Source organism: Lelliottia sp. 7254-16 (genome assembly GCF_002922995.1).
Taxonomy (GTDB): domain Bacteria; phylum Pseudomonadota; class Gammaproteobacteria; order Enterobacterales; family Enterobacteriaceae; genus Enterobacter; species Enterobacter jeotgali.
In genome coordinates this window covers 28,320-45,565 of the sequence record NZ_PQVS01000020.1, presented here as the reverse complement: position 1 = coordinate 45,565, position 17,246 = coordinate 28,320, and the positions used below count along the sequence as shown (strand labels likewise).

Sequence of the window (17,246 nt, the reverse complement as noted above, 5' to 3'; positions counted from 1 at the left end):
AAGCAGGTCATGTCACTGTGTTACACAACCATAAACATGTAACCAGTATATGGGGATGTTTCCCACACATTCAACGCTATGAATACGGAAAAATAAAAGGGGAGATAAAATCCCCCCTTTTTGATTAACTGCTTGTATGGTTTGGCTAATTATTCGCCAGATGCCTGCTGGGCTTCCGGCTTGCCATACATCAGCATTGGTTTGCTTTGGCCGCTGATAACGGACTCGTCGATCACCACTTTCTCGACATCTTCCATGGACGGTAAATCGTACATGGTATCGAGCAGCGCCGCTTCAACGATAGAGCGCAAACCACGCGCACCCGTTTTACGGACCATCGCTTTCTTGGCGATAGCGACCAGCGCTTCGTCACGGAATTCCAGATCCACGCCTTCCAGATTGAACAATGCCTGATACTGCTTGGTCAGCGCATTTTTCGGCTCTTTCAGGATCTGAATCAGCGCATCTTCGCTCAGCTCATTCAGCGTTGCCACCACCGGCAGACGACCGATGAACTCAGGGATCAGACCAAACTTGATCAAATCTTCTGGCTCGACCTGCGACAGCAGTTCGCCTTCGTTCGCTTTCTCAGACTTGGCTTTCACCGTCGCGCCAAAACCAATGCCGGAGCCGGTTTCTACGCGGTTAGCGATCACTTTATCCAGGCCTGCAAACGCACCGCCACAGATGAAGAGGATCTTGGAGGTATCTACCTGCAAGAACTCCTGCTGCGGATGCTTACGACCACCCTGCGGCGGAACAGCGGCAACCGTACCTTCGATCAGTTTCAGCAGAGCCTGCTGTACACCTTCGCCCGACACGTCACGGGTGATAGATGGGTTATCGGATTTACGCGAGATCTTGTCGATCTCATCGATATACACGATACCGCGCTGTGCTTTCTGTACGTCGTAGTCGCACTTCTGCAGCAGCTTCTGAATGATGTTTTCAACGTCTTCACCCACATAACCGGCTTCGGTCAATGTGGTGGCATCTGCCATAGTAAACGGAACATCCAGCAGGCGTGCCAGCGTTTCAGCCAGCAGCGTTTTACCGGAACCCGTTGGCCCGATCAGCAAAATGTTACTTTTGCCCAACTCAACGCCATTGCTGGTATCGCCGTTACGCAGACGTTTGTAGTGGTTGTACACTGCAACTGCCAGCACTTTTTTAGCCGGTTCCTGGCCGATCACATAATCATCAAGATGATGACGGATCTCGTGCGGGGTCGGCAATGCGCTGCGCTCACGATGAGGCGCTACTTCTTTAATCTCTTCGCGGATGATGTCGTTACATAAATCGACACATTCGTCGCAGATATACACGGACGGCCCGGCAATCAGTTTACGCACTTCATGCTGGCTCTTGCCGCAAAAAGAGCAGTACAGCAGTTTGCCCGAACCATCTTTGCGTTTATCTGTCATGAGTCCAAACCTCTTTTTAAGTTCTTTGTGCCGCACATGACGACGCAAATGCCATTCTCAGGCGCAAGTCGCAATCAAGCAAAGTGCCGCCCTACCTTAGTATAGCGGCACACTCGCGCCGTGGGCATCAATTACGATGGGTCAAAATGGAGTCGACTAAGCCGTACTCAACTGCCTCTGATGCGGAGAGGAAGCGATCGCGCTCGGTATCACGCTCGATCTGCTCAAGTGATTGACCCGTGTGGTGCGCCATAAGTTCATTCATGCGCCCTTTCACTTTCAGGATTTCACGCGCATGAATTTCAATGTCTGTCGCCTGACCCTGGTATCCGCCCAGCGGCTGGTGAATCATCACGCGGGAATTTGGCAGACAGAAACGTTTGCCCTTCGCGCCTGCCGTCAGCAGGAACGCCCCCATAGATGCCGCCTGCCCCATACAAATGGTGCTGACGTCAGGCTTGATGAACTGCATGGTGTCATAAATGGACATCCCGGCAGTGATGACACCGCCTGGGGAGTTAATATACAGGTAAATGTCTTTTTCCGGGTTTTCCGCTTCCAGGAACAGCATCTGCGCCACGATCAGGTTTGCCATGTGGTCTTCCACCTGGCCGGTCAGAAAGATTACGCGTTCCTTGAGCAGACGGGAATAGATATCAAAAGAACGTTCCCCGCGAGAGGTCTGTTCAATAACCATTGGCACCAGAGCCATATGGGGTGCAAAGTTATCTCGTTCGCCACTGTATGACATTTCCGTCTCCTGGATAAAAATTGGAAAATACCTGCTGTACTGATTGTAACCTTATGGACGGATTATCAGCCAGTCTCATTCATCGTGATTACACACTTATGGGGACGGCATCGCCATATTTCAAGCATAACAATCTTTTGCTGTAACGCTAACACTGAAAGGGCGTTTTAGCACTCTTCCTGGGCTATTACTGCGATAAAAAAAACCCGTCACCAGAAGGCAACGGGTTTTCGTTCAAACTTTAAACCGTTGGGGCGAAATTACGCCTGCTGGTTCATCAGTTCGTTGAAAGAAGTGGCTTTTTCAGACACTTTGGCTTTAGCCAGAACGGCTTCAACGGCCTGCTCTTCCAGGGCAACGTTGCGCATGTTGTCCATCAGCTCTTTGTTGCTGCCGTAGAATTCAACCACTTCACGTGGATCTTCGTAAGCAGAAGCCATCTCTTCGATCAGGCCTTTCACGCGGTCTTCGTCAGCTTTCAGCTCGTGGGTACGAATCACTTCGCCCAGCAGCAGACCAACAACAACGCGGCGTTTAGCCTGCTCTTCGAACAGTTCACGAGGCAGTTCCAGCGCTTGCTGCTGGTTGCCACCGAAGCGCTGTGCAGCCTGGCGACGCAGAACGTCGATTTCGCTGTCAATCAGTGCTGCAGGAACGTCGATTTCGTTCGCTTTCACCAGACCTTCGATAGCCTGAGATTTCACACGGTTACGCACAGCGCCGTTCAGCTCACGTTCCATGTTTTTACGCACTTCTGCACGCAGACCGGCTACGGAACCATCTTCAACGCCGAAACGTTTGATGAATTCTTCAGTCAGTTCTGGCAGTTCGCGCTCTTCAACTTTCTTCAGGTTGATAACGAACTTGGCTGCTTTACCTTTCAGGTTTTCAGCGTGGTACTCTTCCGGGAAGGTCACGTCGATAGTGAATTCTTCGCCAGCTTTGTGACCTTTGATACCGTCTTCGAAGCCTGGGATCATACGACCCTGGCCCATCGCCAGTACGAAGTCAGACGCTTTGCCGCCTTCGAATTCTTCGCCGTCTACAGAACCGGAGAAGTCGATGGTTACGCGGTCTTCTGCATCAACAGCGCCGTCTTTGTCTTTCCAGTTCGCCTGCTGCTTACGCAGAGTGTCCAGCATGCCATCAACGTCAGCGTCGGTCACTTCGACAACAGGTTTCTCAACTTCGATGGTTTCCAGACCTTTCAGCTCAACTTCTGGATAAACTTCGAACTCAACGGAGTAAGTGAAGTCTTCGCCCAGTTTGTATTCGCCCGGAACGTAGTTCGGTGCGCCAGCTGGATTGATTTTTTCTTTGATGATGGCATCAATGAAGTTGCGGCTCATCAGGTCACCCAGCACGTCCTGGCGAACAGAAGCGCCATAACGCTGAGCAACGACATTCATCGGTACTTTACCCTTGCGGAAGCCGTCAATACGTACTTTTTTTGCTACGTTGACCAGCTCGCTTTTCACAGCAGTTTCGATGCTGTCAGCAGCGATAGTAATCGTTACACGGCGGCCAAGGCCTTGAGTGGTTTCAACTGAAACTTGCATCTTGTTACCTCAAAAAAATCACAGTGCTCGGTCAACTCTGAATTTGTCTCGCAATACCGGGATGCTCACTTTTAGCAGATTCACATTCCCTGTCGCCAGAATCATCCCGAAGACATTCATTAAGACGCTGCATTATAGCGGCATCACTTGGGTGAGTCGAGAACGGTTGGGGCATCTTGCTGCGGCTTTTTTCACAATTTAAGGCTATTTTTGGCCTAAATTTCGCCCCACACGTTCAAAACGCAGACAAAACAAAACGGCCCGCAGGCCGCTTTGACATCATTCTGTATGCAACATACTGGAAAAACTCCAACGGTTGCAACCCGGATTGTTTACGCGATGCTTCCTGCACCTCGACAAGGTGGAGAAGCGAAAATGGTATCCTGCAACCCTTCCCACTCTTTAATGGTGTAGGTATGAAGGGCCAGCGCATGCACTGTAGAGGAGAGTTCTTCCGTCAGCGTTCCGTAGATCATACGGTGACGATTCAGAAAACGTTCCCCTGCGAAGCGGTCGCTAACCAGTACGACTTTGAAATGGCTTTCAGAACCGGCCGGCACATTATGACGGTAGCTCTCATCGACAACTTCGAGGAACACGGGATTAAACGCTGTCCTTAGTTTTTCTTCGATCTGTTCACGTATCATCATGATATTACTCCTCTGACAACGCTGAGATGTCACCCATCCCTTTAAATGTTAGCCGCTTTTACCGCTTCCATTACATCAAGACAACAAATATTTAGCTTTCGTCTGATTTCCTCATTCAAACGGATGAAGTTTACTGTGTCACTCATACCTTTTGCCTTAGATGCAGTGAGGAAAATGCACATGGTGGTCAGATTTCGGACAAGACGATGAATTTACATGCGTTGACCACTTCCCCTTGCCGTTGGCGATGTTATGATGGCGGCAATTTTTCGCTCTATATGCTAACGATCCGTTGAGAACCTGAAATGTTAAAAAAACTCTTCTTTCCGCTGGTAGCACTCTTCATGCTGGCTGGTTGTGCCACTCCGCCAACCACCATTGACGTCTCGCCAAAAATTACTCTGCCACAGCAGGACCCAAGCCTGATGGGCGTTACCGTGAGCATCAACGGAGCCGATCAGCGTCAGGATCAAGCGCTGGCAAAAGTGACTCGCGATAACCAGCAAGTCACGCTCACAGCCTCCCGCGACCTGCGTTTCCTGCTGCAAGAAGTTCTGGAAAAACAGATGACTTCTCGTGGTTATATGGTCGGCCCAAGCGGTGCAGTTGATCTGCAGATCATTGTGAACAATCTGTATGCCGACGTTTCTCAAGGCAACGTGCGTTACAATATCTCCACCAAAGCCGATATCGCCATCATCGCTACCGCGAAGAACGGCAATAAAATGAACAAAAACTACCGCGCAAGCTACTCGGTTGAAGGTGCCTTCCAGGCGTCTAACCAGAACATTGCTAATGCGGTAAATAGTGTGCTGACTGACACCATCGCCGATATGGCGCAGGACACCAGCATTCACGAATTCATCAAGCAGAACGCGCGCTAATCCCGCACACTGACCCGGCACCTCGCCGGGTCAGTCATATAGAAACATGTCCAGTCATTACTTGCGCATTTTCCAGCAGCCTAAATCAGCCATTTTGCTGATCCTTGGTTTCGCCTCCGGTTTACCTCTCGCCCTCACCTCCGGCACGCTTCAGGCCTGGATGACGGTCGAGAATATCGATCTCAAAACCATCGGTTTCTTCTCCCTTGTCGGCCAGGCCTACGTTTTTAAGTTTTTATGGTCACCGGTGATGGACCGCTATACCCCGCCATTCCTCGGTCGTCGTCGAGGCTGGCTGGTGATGACACAGATTCTGCTGTTGCTGGCGATCGCCGCAATGGGGTTCCTGGAGCCGTCAACCCAACTGCGCTGGATGGCGGCGCTGGCGGTAGTCATCGCCTTTTGTTCCGCCTCGCAGGATATCGTCTTTGATGCCTGGAAAACGGATGTGTTATCGGCTGAAGAGCGCGGCGCCGGTGCGGCAATCAGCGTGCTGGGCTATCGTCTGGGAATGCTGGTTTCCGGTGGATTAGCGCTTTGGCTGGCCGACCGCTATCTCGGCTGGCAGGGAATGTACTGGCTGATGGCAGCCCTGCTGATCCCATGCATTATCACAACCTTTTTTGCCCCTGAGCCTAGCGATGTTATCCCCGTTCCTCGTTCGCTCGAGCAGGCTGTCGCCGAGCCACTGCGAGACTTCTTCGGGCGCAACAATGCCTGGCTGATTTTACTGCTGATCGTCCTTTATAAGCTCGGCGATGCTTTTGCTATGAGCCTGACCACCACTTTCCTGATTCGCGGCGTAGGCTTCGATGCGGGTGAAGTGGGGGTGGTGAACAAAACGCTCGGTCTGTTTGCGACGATTCTTGGTGCGCTGTACGGCGGGGTATTAATGCAGCGTCTGTCGCTGTTCCGCGCCCTGCTTATCTTCGGCATTTTGCAGGGTGCGTCCAACGCGGGTTACTGGCTGCTCTCTATCACTGATAAAAATATGTTCAGCATGGGCACGGCTGTTTTCTTTGAAAACCTGTGCGGCGGGATGGGAACAGCGGCGTTTGTCGCGCTGCTCATGACGTTGTGCAATAAGTCGTTTTCCGCGACCCAGTTTGCGCTGCTCTCTGCACTTTCCGCTGTTGGCCGTGTGTATGTCGGGCCGATTGCGGGCTGGTTTGTTGAGGCCCACGGTTGGCCAACGTTTTATCTCTTCTCCGTGATTGCGGCCGTGCCGGGAATATTGCTTTTGCTGGTCTGCCGCCAGACGCTGGAATATACCCAGCAAACAGAACATTTTATGCCGCGAACGGAATATCAGCGCGCCTATCACTATGCACTGCGACTGTTAATGATCGGCTGCGTACTCCTGGCGCTATGGCTGATCGTGTTGATTATCAACGCGTCCACACCACTCGCCCTGCCGTTCGAAGCAATACTCCTGGAAGTCGGCGGACTGCTTGCGGTCCTCGGTATCGTCACCGGGGGTCTTCTCGATTTCATGGCGTTGCGTAAAACCCAGCTGACCTGAAGCAAAAACCGAAAGGTTATTTCCCGTGGTAATAACGCCATGTAATTATAACGGTGAAATAACCGACGCCAGCTGAAAAAAATATTTGTTGTTTTGTGCGGGATAGGTTTCGGAAATTATAGGAACCCTCAGCGTTTCGCTATTTTTCATTAAACGATTCAGCTTTGGGAAGATTAAATTTTCGTATTTCAATTGTCTTTTTATTGATGCTTTTTTGTTAATTTATTGTTTATTTTTAACAATGGTTATACCAATTGCCCTGTTTGGGGTATCCTTATGGGCCCTTTCGTTATAACTCCCGTCCCGTGGGGCTTTTGTCTTAAAAGTAGACATAATTTGCAACACATGTGACACGTGCGGCAGAACCCAGTAACACCTTCCTGACACAGGGCTAATGATGTTTACAGTAATGTAACCTTCCCGTAAAATGCCCCCACACTTTAAACGCCACCAGGTCCCCGTGGAATTGAGGTCGTTAAATGACACTTAGGAAATACAATAAAAGTTTGGGATGGTTGTCGTTATTTGCAGGCACTGTTTTACTCAGTGGCTGTGATTCTGCGCTTCTCGACCCCAAAGGACAGATTGGACTGGAACAACGCTCGTTGATTCTGACGGCCTTCGGCCTGATGATGATTGTCGTTATCCCCGCCATTTTGATGGCAGTAGGTTTCGCCTGGAAGTACCGTGCAAGCAATAAAGATGCGAAGTATAGCCCTAACTGGTCACACTCCAATAAAGTGGAAGCTGTGGTCTGGACGGTCCCTATTCTGATCATCTTGTTCCTTGCCGTGCTGACGTGGAAAACCACTCACGCGCTTGAGCCGAGCAAACCGCTGGTTCACGATGAAAAACCGATTACCATTGAAGTGGTCTCCATGGACTGGAAATGGTTCTTCATCTATCCGGAACAGGGCATTGCTACCGTGAATGAAATCGCCTTCCCGGCGAACACTCCGGTGCAGTTCAAAGTGACCTCTAACTCCGTGATGAACTCCTTCTTTATTCCGCGTCTGGGCAGCCAGATTTACGCGATGGCCGGTATGCAGACTAACCTGCACCTGATCGCGAATGAAGCAGGCACCTACGATGGTATCTCCGCCAGCTATAGTGGCCCGGGCTTCTCAGGTATGAAGTTCAAAGCTATCGCAACGCCGGACCGTGCCGCTTTCGACCAGTGGGTCGAAAAAGCGAAACAGTCTACCAACACCATGTCTGACATGGCGGCATTCGATAAAGTGGCGACACCTAGCGAATACAACAAGGTGGAATACTTCTCTAACGTGAAACCTGATTTGTTTAAAGACGTTGTGAACAAATTTATGGACCACGGGAAGAGCATGAACATGACTCAGCCAGAAGGTGAGCACAGCTCGCACGAAGGTATGGAAGGCATGGACATGAGCCACGCGGAAACCTCTCACTAAGGGGCCGAGGAAGAAAATGTTCGGAAAATTGACACTGGATGCAGTGCCGTACCATGAACCGATTATCGTGGTTACGATTGCTGCAATTATCATTGGTGGCGCGGCCTTACTGGGCCTGATCACTTACTTCGGTAAGTGGAGCTACCTGTGGAATGAGTGGCTGACTTCGGTTGACCACAAAAAACTCGGTATCATGTACTGCATCGTCGGTATCGTCATGTTAATTCGTGGCTTTGCCGATGCTATCATGATGCGTAGCCAGCAGGTCCTTGCTTCGGCAGGTGAAGCTGGCTTCCTGCCTCCGCACCACTACGATCAGATCTTTACCGCGCACGGCGTGATTATGATCTTCTTCGTGGCGATGCCGCTGGTTATCGGTCTGATGAACGTGGTTGTGCCGTTGCAAATCGGCGCGCGCGACGTAGCGTTCCCGTTCCTGAACAACCTGAGCTTCTGGTTCACGGTTGTCGGTGTAATTCTGGTTAACCTGTCACTGGGTGTGGGCGAATTCGCACAGACCGGCTGGCTGGCATACCCACCGCTTTCGGGAATTGAATACAGTCCTGGCGTAGGCGTCGATTACTGGATTTGGGCGATTCAGCTCTCCGGTATCGGTACGACCCTGACCGGTATTAACTTCTTCGTGACCATTATCAAGATGCGTGCCCCTGGCATGACCATGTTCAAGATGCCGGTATTTACCTGGGCATCTCTGTGCGCCAACATCCTGATTATCGCGTCATTCCCAATTCTGACGGTTACCGTCGCGTTGCTGACCCTGGATCGCTATCTGGGCACCCATTTCTTCACCAATGATATGGGCGGCAACATGATGATGTACATCAACCTGATTTGGGCATGGGGTCACCCTGAGGTGTACATTCTGGTTCTGCCGGTCTTCGGTGTGTTCTCCGAAATCGCCGCAACCTTCTCGCGTAAACGTCTGTTTGGTTACACCTCGCTGGTGTGGGCAACCGTGTGTATTACCGTCCTGTCGTTCATCGTTTGGCTGCACCACTTCTTTACTATGGGTGCGGGCGCGAACGTAAACGCCTTCTTCGGTATTACCACCATGATTATCGCCATTCCGACCGGGGTGAAGATCTTCAACTGGCTGTTCACCATGTATCAGGGCCGTATCGTGTTCCACTCAGCAATGCTGTGGACCATCGGCTTCATCGTTACCTTCTCTGTAGGTGGGATGACCGGCGTACTGCTGGCGGTACCAGGTGCTGACTTCGTACTGCACAACAGTCTGTTCCTGATTGCGCACTTCCATAACGTTATCATCGGCGGCGTCGTCTTCGGCTGCTTCGCTGGCGTAACCTACTGGTGGCCAAAAGCGTTCGGCTTCACGCTGAACGAAACCTGGGGCAAACGCGCGTTCTGGCTGTGGATTGTCGGCTTCTTCGTCGCATTTATGCCGCTGTATGTGCTGGGCTTCATGGGTATGACCCGTCGCCTGAGCCAGCAGATTGATCCGCAGTTCCACCCGATGCTGGTGATTGCAGCCTGTGGTGCGGTGTTGATTGCGATGGGTATCGCCTGTCAGCTGATTCAGTTCTACGTCTCTATTCGCGACCGCGAGCAGAACCGTGACCTGACCGGTGACCCGTGGGGTGGCCGTACGCTGGAGTGGGCAACCTCTTCCCCGCCTCCGTTCTATAACTTTGCCATTGTGCCGCAGATCCATGAGCGCGACGCATTCTGGGAAATGAAAGAAAAAGGCGAAGCGTACAAGCAACCTGAGCATTACGAAGAGATCCACATGCCGAAAAACAGCGGCGCGGGCATTGTGATTGCCGCCTTCGCAACGGTGTTTGGCTTCGCCATGATCTGGCACATCTGGTGGCTGGCGATCGCGAGCTTCGCGGGCGTGATCATCAGCTGGATTGTGAAGAGCTTTGACGAGGACGTGGACTACTACGTACCAGTCCGTGAAGTCGAAAAACTGGAAAACCAGCATTTCGATGAGATTTCTAAAGCGGGGCTGAAAAATGGCAACTGATACTTTGGCGCACCCAACTGCCCATGCGCATGACCACGCGCACCACGATACAGGGCCGATGAAAGTCTTCGGCTTCTGGATCTACCTGATGAGCGACTGCATTCTGTTCTGCTGTCTGTTCGCGACCTATGCCGTTCTGGTGAACGGCACAGCGGGCGGCCCGACTGGCAAGGACATTTTCGAACTGCCGTTCGTTCTGGTCGAAACCGCTCTGCTGTTATTCAGCTCCATCACCTACGGCATGGCGGCGATCGCCATGTACAAAAACAACAAGAGCCAGGTCGTTTCCTGGCTGGCGTTGACCTGGCTGTTTGGTGCTGGATTTATCGGGATGGAACTCTATGAATTCCATCACCTGATTGCTGAAGGCATGGGCCCGGATCGCAGTGGCTTCCTGTCCGCGTTCTTCGCGCTGGTAGGTACTCACGGTCTGCACGTGACATCCGGTCTTATCTGGATGGCGGTGCTGATGTTCCAGGTTTATCGTCGCGGCCTGACCAATACTAACCGCACCCGTATCATGTGCCTGAGTCTGTTCTGGCACTTCCTGGACGTGGTGTGGATCTGTGTGTTCTCGGTTGTCTATCTGATGGGGGCGATGTAATGAGTCATACTAACGATCATGGCGCTTCCCACGGTAGCGTAAAAACCTACATGACAGGTTTCATCCTGTCGATCATCCTGACGGCAATCCCGTTCTGGATGGTGATGAGCGGAACAGCTTCTCACACGGTGATTCTGGGCACAGTCCTGATCTCTGCTGTGGTGCAGATTCTGGTGCATCTGGTTTGCTTCCTGCACATGAACACCAAATCCGATGAAGGCTGGAACATGACGGCCTTCGTCTTTACCGTGATTATCATCGCTATCCTGGTAGTCGGTTCCATCTGGATTATGTGGAACCTCAACTACAACATGATGGTTCACTAAGAGCGGCGAGTATGTTTAAGCAATACCTGCAAGTAACGAAACCAGGCATCATCTTCGGCAATCTGATCTCCGTGATCGGAGGGTTCCTGCTGGCCTCTAAGGGCAGCATTGATTACACCCTCTTTGCATCCACGCTTATCGGAGTGTCGCTGGTGGTTGCGTCCGGTTGTGTATTTAACAACTACATCGACATGGATATCGACAGGAAGATGGAAAGGACCAAGAATCGGGTGCTTGTCAAAGGCCTGATATCCCCTACCGTCTCGCTGGTGTACGCCACGTTGCTGGGTATTGCTGGCTTTATGCTGCTGTGGTTTGGTGCTAACCCTCTGGCCTGCTGGCTGGGGGTGATGGGTTTCGTGGTGTATGTGGGCGTCTACAGCCTGTATATGAAACGTCACTCCGTCTACGGTACGCTGATTGGTTCTCTCTCCGGCGCTGCGCCGCCGGTGATTGGCTACTGCGCCGTCACGAACGAGTTCGACAGCGGTGCGCTCATCCTGCTGGCTATCTTTAGCCTGTGGCAGATGCCGCACTCCTACGCCATCGCGATTTTCCGCTTTAAGGATTATCAGGCAGCGAACATCCCGGTTCTGCCGGTCGTGAAAGGCATTTCAGTCGCCAAGAATCACATCACGCTGTACATCATTGCCTTTGCCGTCGCGACACTGATGCTTTCTCTGGGTGGTTACGCTGGATACAAATATCTGGTGGTGGCCGCTGCGGTGAGCGTCTGGTGGCTCGGTATGGCGCTACGCGGTTACAAGGTGGAAGACGATAAAGTCTGGGCACGTAAGCTGTTTGTGTTCTCGATTGTCGCTATCACTTCGCTGTCCGTAATGATGTCCGTCGACTTTATGGTGCCGGATTCACACAATCTGCTGACTTACGTCTGGTAAAAACGCTGATTTGAAAAAGCCGGGTGATGATAACCCGGCTTTTTTTTTGCCCGGCGGCGCTACGCTTGCACGAGCCTACGGGTTCGGTAGGCTGGGTAAGGTGAAGCCGCCACCCGGCAATGATTTGCACCCCGTAATATCTCTTAAACAAACACCTATTTACCGCACTTAACACCCCGCCTACACTAGTGCCTGCTTTTGAACTGAGGTGGTAATGAACGATTATAAAATGACACCAGGCGAACTGCGCGCGACCTGGGGTTTAGGGACTGTTTTCTCGCTGCGCATGCTCGGCATGTTTATGGTCCTGCCTGTTCTGACCACCTATGGTATGGCACTTCAGGGTGCCAGCGAGGCATTAATTGGTCTGGCGATTGGTATCTACGGTCTGGCCCAGGCGGTATTCCAGATTCCCTTCGGCCTGCTCTCCGATCGCGTCGGTCGTAAACCGCTGATCGTCGGCGGCCTGATGATCTTTGTGCTCGGTAGCGTGATTGCCGCGCTGTCGAACTCAATCTGGGGCATAATTCTGGGCCGTGCGCTGCAAGGTTCAGGGGCCATTGCTGCCGCCGTCATGGCGCTGCTCTCTGATTTAACCCGCGAACAGAACCGTACCAAAGCGATGGCCTTTATCGGTGTCAGCTTTGGCGTCACCTTCGCTATTGCGATGGTTCTCGGCCCGATCATTACCCACAAACTTGGCCTGAATGCCCTTTTCTGGATGATTGCCGTGCTGGCCACCGTCGGTATTGCGCTAACTATTTGGGTCGTACCGGAGAGTAAAAATCACGTTCTGAACCGCGAATCGGGCATGGTGAAAGGCTGCTTCAGTAAAGTCATCGTCGAACCGCGTCTGCTCAAACTCAATTTCGGCATTATGTGTCTGCACATTCTGCTGATGTCTACGTTTGTCGCCCTGCCCGGCCAGCTGGCAGCAGCCGGCTTCCCGGCGGCTGAGCACTGGAAGATTTATTTGGTGACGATGCTTGTCTCCTTCATCTCCGTGGTGCCTTTTATTATCTACGCCGAAGTGAAACGCCGCATGAAGCGCGTGTTCCTGGGCTGTGTGGCATTGCTGTTAATCGCAGAAATTGTTCTCTGGGGCTCCGGACCGCACTTCTGGGAGCTGGTCCTGGGCGTGCAGTTGTTCTTCCTTGCCTTCAACCTGATGGAAGCCCTGCTGCCGTCGCTGATCAGCAAAGAATCCCCCGCCGGATACAAAGGTACGGCGATGGGCATTTATTCCACCAGCCAGTTCCTTGGCGTGGCGATAGGCGGCTCGCTCGGCGGTTGGGTAGACGGATTATTTGATTCGCAGACCGTGTTTCTCGCAGGCGCGCTGTTGGCAATGCTCTGGCTGCTGGTCGCCAGCACCATGAAAGAGCCGCGCTATGTCAGCAGCCTGCGGGTTGAAATCCCAGACGATGTTGAGATCAGCGATACACTGAAACAGCGACTGGAAGCCACAGAAGGGATAAGTGAAGTGTTTATCGTCCCGGAAGAGCGCAGCGCTTACGTCAAAATTGACAGTAAAGTAACGAATCGCTTCGAAGTGGAACAGGCCATCAAAGCCTGAAAAAATGCCCGGCTTGCCGGGCATTTTCGTTTTAATCGCGGAAGTTCTTAAACTGGAACGGCTGACCCAGGTCGCCACCGCGCACCAGCGCCATGACTGCCTGCAGATCGTCGCGCGCTTTGCCAGTCACACGAATCTCTTCACCCTGAATTTGCGCCTGCACTTTCAGCTTGCTGTCTTTGATAAGCTTAACGATTTTCTTCTGCATCGCGCTTTCAATGCCCTGTTTAAGCTTAGCTTCAACAAACCAGGTTTTGCCGCTGTGCACGAACTCTTCCGGCACATCGAGAGACGTTCCTTCAATGCCGCGCTTTAACAGCTTGCCGCGCAGAATATCAAGCAACTGGTTGACCTGGAAATCAGACTCGCTCAGCACCTTGATGGTCTTATTCGCGTCGTTCAGCTCAAAACTCGCCTCTACACCACGAAAATCGAAACGTGATTCAACTTCGCGGCTAGCGTTATCCACGCCGTTACGGACTTCCTGGATATCAACTTCTGAAACAATATCGAAAGATGGCATCTTTTCTTCTCCCTTTACTTTTGTTGCGTTGCATAATACCCGCAACGAGGCATAACTCAACAGAAGCTTAGCTGACGGCGCTATACTTAACCGACACGCCTGGCGCAGTTGCAGGTGAGGAGGAACAATGAAAATTACCGTGCTCGGATGCGGAGCCCTGGGCCAGCTTTGGCTCACCGCATTGTGCAAACATGGACACGAGGTACAAGGCTGGCTACGCGTCCCCCAGCCGTATTGCAGTGTAAACCTGATCAGTGAAGATGGAAGTATCTTTAACGAATCGCTCACCGCCAACGATCCTGATTTTCTGGCGCAAAGCGACCTGTTGCTGGTCACGCTCAAGGCCTGGCAGGTTTCGGATGCCGTCAAAGCGCTGGCCGCCACCCTTCCCCGCACCACGCCGATTTTGCTGGTCCATAACGGCATGGGTACTATCGACGAACTGAAAAGCATCCCCCAGCCGCTACTGATGGCAATCACCACCCATGCGGCCCGTCGTGACGGGAACATCATCGTCCACGTGGCGAGCGGCGTCACCCATATGGGCCCGGCGCGCGCGCAGGACGGCGATTACAGCTATCTCGCCGATGTGCTGCAACACGTGCTGCCCGACGTCGCCTGGCACAATAACATTCGCCCGCAGCTATGGCGTAAACTGGCGGTTAACTGCGTGATCAATCCGCTGACAGCGCTTCTGGACTGCCCGAACGGTGAACTCAAAAACCACCCGCTGGAAGTGGCCGCGCTGTGTGCTGAAGTGGCGGCGGTGATAGAGCGCGAAGGCATCCACACCTCGGCAGATGATATCCGTTATTACGTCGAACAGATTATCGATAGTACGGCAGAAAACATCTCATCGATGTTGCAGGACGTGCGCGCGCAGCGGCACACCGAAATCGACTACATTACCGGCTACCTGCTCAAACGCGCCCGCGCGCATGGCATCAACGTGCCGGAAAATGTTCAACTGTATGACAGGGTAAAACGTAAGGAGAGTGAGTATGAGCGCGTCGGCACTGATATGCCTCGCCCCTGGTAGCGAAGAAACGGAAGCGGTCACCACCATTGATTTGCTGGTGCGCGGCGGGATCAGCGTCACAACGGCCAGCGTCGCCAGCGATGGCAATCTGGCGATTGTTTGCTCGCGCGGCGTCAAACTGCTGGCTGATGCGCCGCTGGTTGAAGTGGCTGACGGCGATTACGACATCATTATTCTACCTGGTGGTCTGAAAGGCGCAGAGTGTTTTCGCGACAGTCCTCTGTTGGTCGAAACCGTCCGCCAGTTTCACCTTTCCGGGCGCATAGTCGCCGCCATCTGCGCAGCAGCAGGCACCGTATTGGTTCCGCACAATCTCTTCCCACTCGGCAATATGACCGGTTTCCCGACCCTGAAAGACCGTATCCCGGAAGGGCAATGGGTTGATAAACGGGTAGTTTGGGACCCGCGCGTTAATCTGTTGACCAGCCAGGGACCGGGAACATCGATTGATTTTGCGCTCAAAATTATCGACCTGCTGGTAGGGCGTGAAAAAGCCTACGAAGTAGCGTCATCGCTGGTGATGCCCGCTGGGATTTATAACTACTACGAGTCCTGATCCTCCCTCAGGCTGGCTCAATGCCAGCCTTCCTCTCTTTGCACATAATTGCGGCAGTTATCACACTTCCTATCTTTCTTTCTAAGATGGCTTCTCATCGTGTCCAATCCGTGAAAAACTCACTCAAACTGGTATATACCAGTTAAGGACTTCGCCTCACACTCGATAAGGAAATGAATAATGGCGAAGAACAGAAATCTCTTCTGGAGTAAGCAATGTGATTACATTTCTTGAGAACAGAGTCATTCCTGTCCTGATTCGCGTCGGTGAAAACAAAATACTGGTGGCGGTGCGCAACGGTATCGCCCTGACGCTCCCTTTCACTATCACCGGCAGCCTGTTTCTGATCCTGGCGAATTTACCAATTCCCGGCTGGACCGACTGGCTGGGCCCATACGCCGAGAAACTAAGCGCGCCAGTTGCGGTGACTTTCGGGGCAATCGGGCTCATCTCGGCTATTGGCATCAGCTATAACCTGGCGAAAGAGTACAGTCTCAACGCCTTAACCTGCGCCATTGTCACGATGGTGGTGTTTCTGCTGGCGCAGCTCAACGATAAGTACCAGCTCAACGTTGATAATCTCGGTGCCGCCGGGCTTTTCTCAGCGATTATATTGTCGATTCTGACGGTGCAAATTGTCCGCTTGTTTATCCATCATAACGTGGTGATCAAACTCCCCGACGGCGTTCCCCCTGCGGTAGCGCAATCTTTCGCGAGCCTGATTCCAGCGGCTGTCGCGATTACACTTATCTGGTTCGTTAGGGTCATTCTTAACTTCGATATTAATCAGTTTTTTACCCTTATTCTCAGCCCGCTGGTCACCGGCTTAGGTTCGCTGCCCGGCATGCTGGTCTTAATCTTTTTAATTTCGCTGCTGTGGTGCTGCGGGATTCACGGGGATAACGTACTTTCGGGGATCACCGCGCCGATTTTCCTGAAATATATCGCTGAAAATACGCAGGCCTATTTGCACCACCAGCCGATTCCTCATATCACCGCCGACGGGTTCTATATCGTCTTTATGTGTCTCGGCGGCACCGGCGCAACGCTCGGGTTAGTGATGGCGATGATGCGCTCGCGCAGCAAGCTGTATAAATCGGTCGGCAAACTCTCTTTGCCCTCCGCGATATTTTGCATCAACGAGCCGGTGATATTTGGCTGCCCGATTGTCTTCAACCCGTTGCTAATGATCCCTTTCACCCTCACCCCGATGATTCTCTGTATTTCAACCTATGCCCTGATGTATTTCGACATCATTGGCCGCCCGGTGCTGCAAATTCCGTGGACCATGCCGCCCATTTTCGCCGCGTGGTTCGTCACTGGCGGCAATATCCCTGCCGTAATTTGGTCGGTGTGCACCATTGCCATTTCAGCCCTCGTCTGGCTGCCGTTTTTCAAGCTCGCTGAACGCAAACAGTTAGAAACCGAAGCGGCGGAAGAACATTCGCGCCGTGAAGCAGAAAAACTTCCCGATCCCATCTTGTAAAAAGGATTCACG

General features: G+C 52.3%; 16 protein-coding genes. 11 read left to right on the top strand and 5 right to left on the bottom strand.

Annotation, left to right across the window (positions count from 1 at the left end; genetic code table 11):
* Positions 1-149: 149 nt before the first annotated feature.
* The 4 genes from clpX to bolA form a co-directional block, all read right to left on the bottom strand.
* Positions 150-1,424 (bottom strand): ATP-dependent protease ATP-binding subunit ClpX, encoded by a 1,275-nt coding sequence (clpX, locus tag C3708_RS20800; protein WP_095281003.1) that lies wholly within the window; start codon positions 1,422-1,424, stop codon positions 150-152.
* Positions 1,425-1,551: 127 nt separating this feature from the next.
* The gene (gene clpP / locus C3708_RS20795) at positions 1,552-2,175 is read right to left on the bottom strand and encodes an ATP-dependent Clp endopeptidase proteolytic subunit ClpP (protein WP_003021624.1); all 624 of its coding nucleotides are present in this window, start codon (positions 2,173-2,175) and stop codon (positions 1,552-1,554) included.
* Between the two features lie 260 nt (positions 2,176-2,435).
* Positions 2,436-3,734: a trigger factor gene (gene tig / locus C3708_RS20790; RefSeq protein ID WP_095281002.1), complete on the bottom strand. Its 1,299-nt coding sequence runs from the start codon at positions 3,732-3,734 to the stop codon at positions 2,436-2,438.
* Positions 3,735-4,066: 332 nt separating this feature from the next.
* A complete protein-coding gene (bolA, locus tag C3708_RS20785) occupies positions 4,067-4,384 on the bottom strand; it encodes a transcriptional regulator BolA (RefSeq protein WP_095281001.1) in 318 nt (105 codons plus the stop codon).
* 305 nt (positions 4,385-4,689) lie between these two features.
* Between bolA and C3708_RS20775 the strand changes: the two genes are divergently transcribed.
* The 8 genes from C3708_RS20775 to C3708_RS20740 all read left to right on the top strand — a co-directional run bounded on the left by C3708_RS20775 (position 4,690) and on the right by C3708_RS20740 (position 13,630).
* Entirely contained in the window at positions 4,690-5,268 is a 579-nt protein-coding gene (locus C3708_RS20775) for a lipoprotein (protein ID WP_095281000.1), read from the top strand.
* Positions 5,269-5,314: 46 nt separating this feature from the next.
* On the top strand, positions 5,315-6,790 hold the full coding sequence (gene ampG, locus C3708_RS20770; protein WP_103950116.1) for a muropeptide MFS transporter AmpG: 1,476 nt from the start codon (positions 5,315-5,317) through the stop codon (positions 6,788-6,790).
* A 479-nt stretch (positions 6,791-7,269) separates the two neighbouring features.
* Positions 7,270-8,217, top strand: a complete 948-nt coding sequence (gene cyoA / locus C3708_RS20765; RefSeq protein WP_095280998.1) for a cytochrome o ubiquinol oxidase subunit II — start codon at positions 7,270-7,272, stop codon at positions 8,215-8,217.
* Between the two features lie 16 nt (positions 8,218-8,233).
* The gene (gene cyoB, locus C3708_RS20760; RefSeq protein WP_095280997.1) at positions 8,234-10,225 is read left to right on the top strand and encodes a cytochrome o ubiquinol oxidase subunit I; all 1,992 of its coding nucleotides are present in this window, start codon (positions 8,234-8,236) and stop codon (positions 10,223-10,225) included.
* Positions 10,215-10,829 (top strand): cytochrome o ubiquinol oxidase subunit III, encoded by a 615-nt coding sequence (locus C3708_RS20755; protein WP_095280996.1) that lies wholly within the window; start codon positions 10,215-10,217, stop codon positions 10,827-10,829. Before cyoB ends, C3708_RS20755 begins: the two co-directional genes overlap by 11 nt.
* On the top strand, positions 10,829-11,155 hold the full coding sequence (locus tag C3708_RS20750) for a cytochrome o ubiquinol oxidase subunit IV (RefSeq protein ID WP_064325048.1): 327 nt from the start codon (positions 10,829-10,831) through the stop codon (positions 11,153-11,155). Before C3708_RS20755 ends, C3708_RS20750 begins: the two co-directional genes overlap by 1 nt.
* Before the next feature lie 11 nt (positions 11,156-11,166).
* On the top strand, positions 11,167-12,054 hold the full coding sequence (cyoE, locus tag C3708_RS20745; protein WP_095280995.1) for a heme o synthase: 888 nt from the start codon (positions 11,167-11,169) through the stop codon (positions 12,052-12,054).
* Positions 12,055-12,268: 214 nt separating this feature from the next.
* On the top strand, positions 12,269-13,630 hold the full coding sequence (locus C3708_RS20740; RefSeq protein ID WP_103950115.1) for an MFS transporter: 1,362 nt from the start codon (positions 12,269-12,271) through the stop codon (positions 13,628-13,630).
* 31 nt (positions 13,631-13,661) lie between these two features.
* Here the strand turns inward: C3708_RS20740 and C3708_RS20735 are convergent, their stop codons facing one another.
* The gene (locus tag C3708_RS20735) at positions 13,662-14,153 is read right to left on the bottom strand and encodes a YajQ family cyclic di-GMP-binding protein (protein ID WP_103950114.1); all 492 of its coding nucleotides are present in this window, start codon (positions 14,151-14,153) and stop codon (positions 13,662-13,664) included.
* A gap of 127 nt (positions 14,154-14,280) precedes the next feature.
* On the opposite strand from C3708_RS20735, the gene panE reads away from it, so the two are divergent.
* From panE to C3708_RS20720, 3 genes are all read left to right on the top strand, one after another.
* Entirely contained in the window at positions 14,281-15,192 is a 912-nt protein-coding gene (panE, locus tag C3708_RS20730) for a 2-dehydropantoate 2-reductase (RefSeq protein ID WP_103950113.1), read from the top strand.
* Complete coding sequence (gene yajL / locus C3708_RS20725; RefSeq protein WP_103950112.1) at positions 15,155-15,748, top strand: protein deglycase YajL; 594 nt, start codon at positions 15,155-15,157, stop codon at positions 15,746-15,748. Before panE ends, yajL begins: the two co-directional genes overlap by 38 nt.
* A gap of 217 nt (positions 15,749-15,965) precedes the next feature.
* The gene (locus C3708_RS20720) at positions 15,966-17,234 is read left to right on the top strand and encodes a PTS sugar transporter subunit IIC (RefSeq protein ID WP_103950111.1); all 1,269 of its coding nucleotides are present in this window, start codon (positions 15,966-15,968) and stop codon (positions 17,232-17,234) included.
* Positions 17,235-17,246 lie beyond the last annotated feature (12 nt).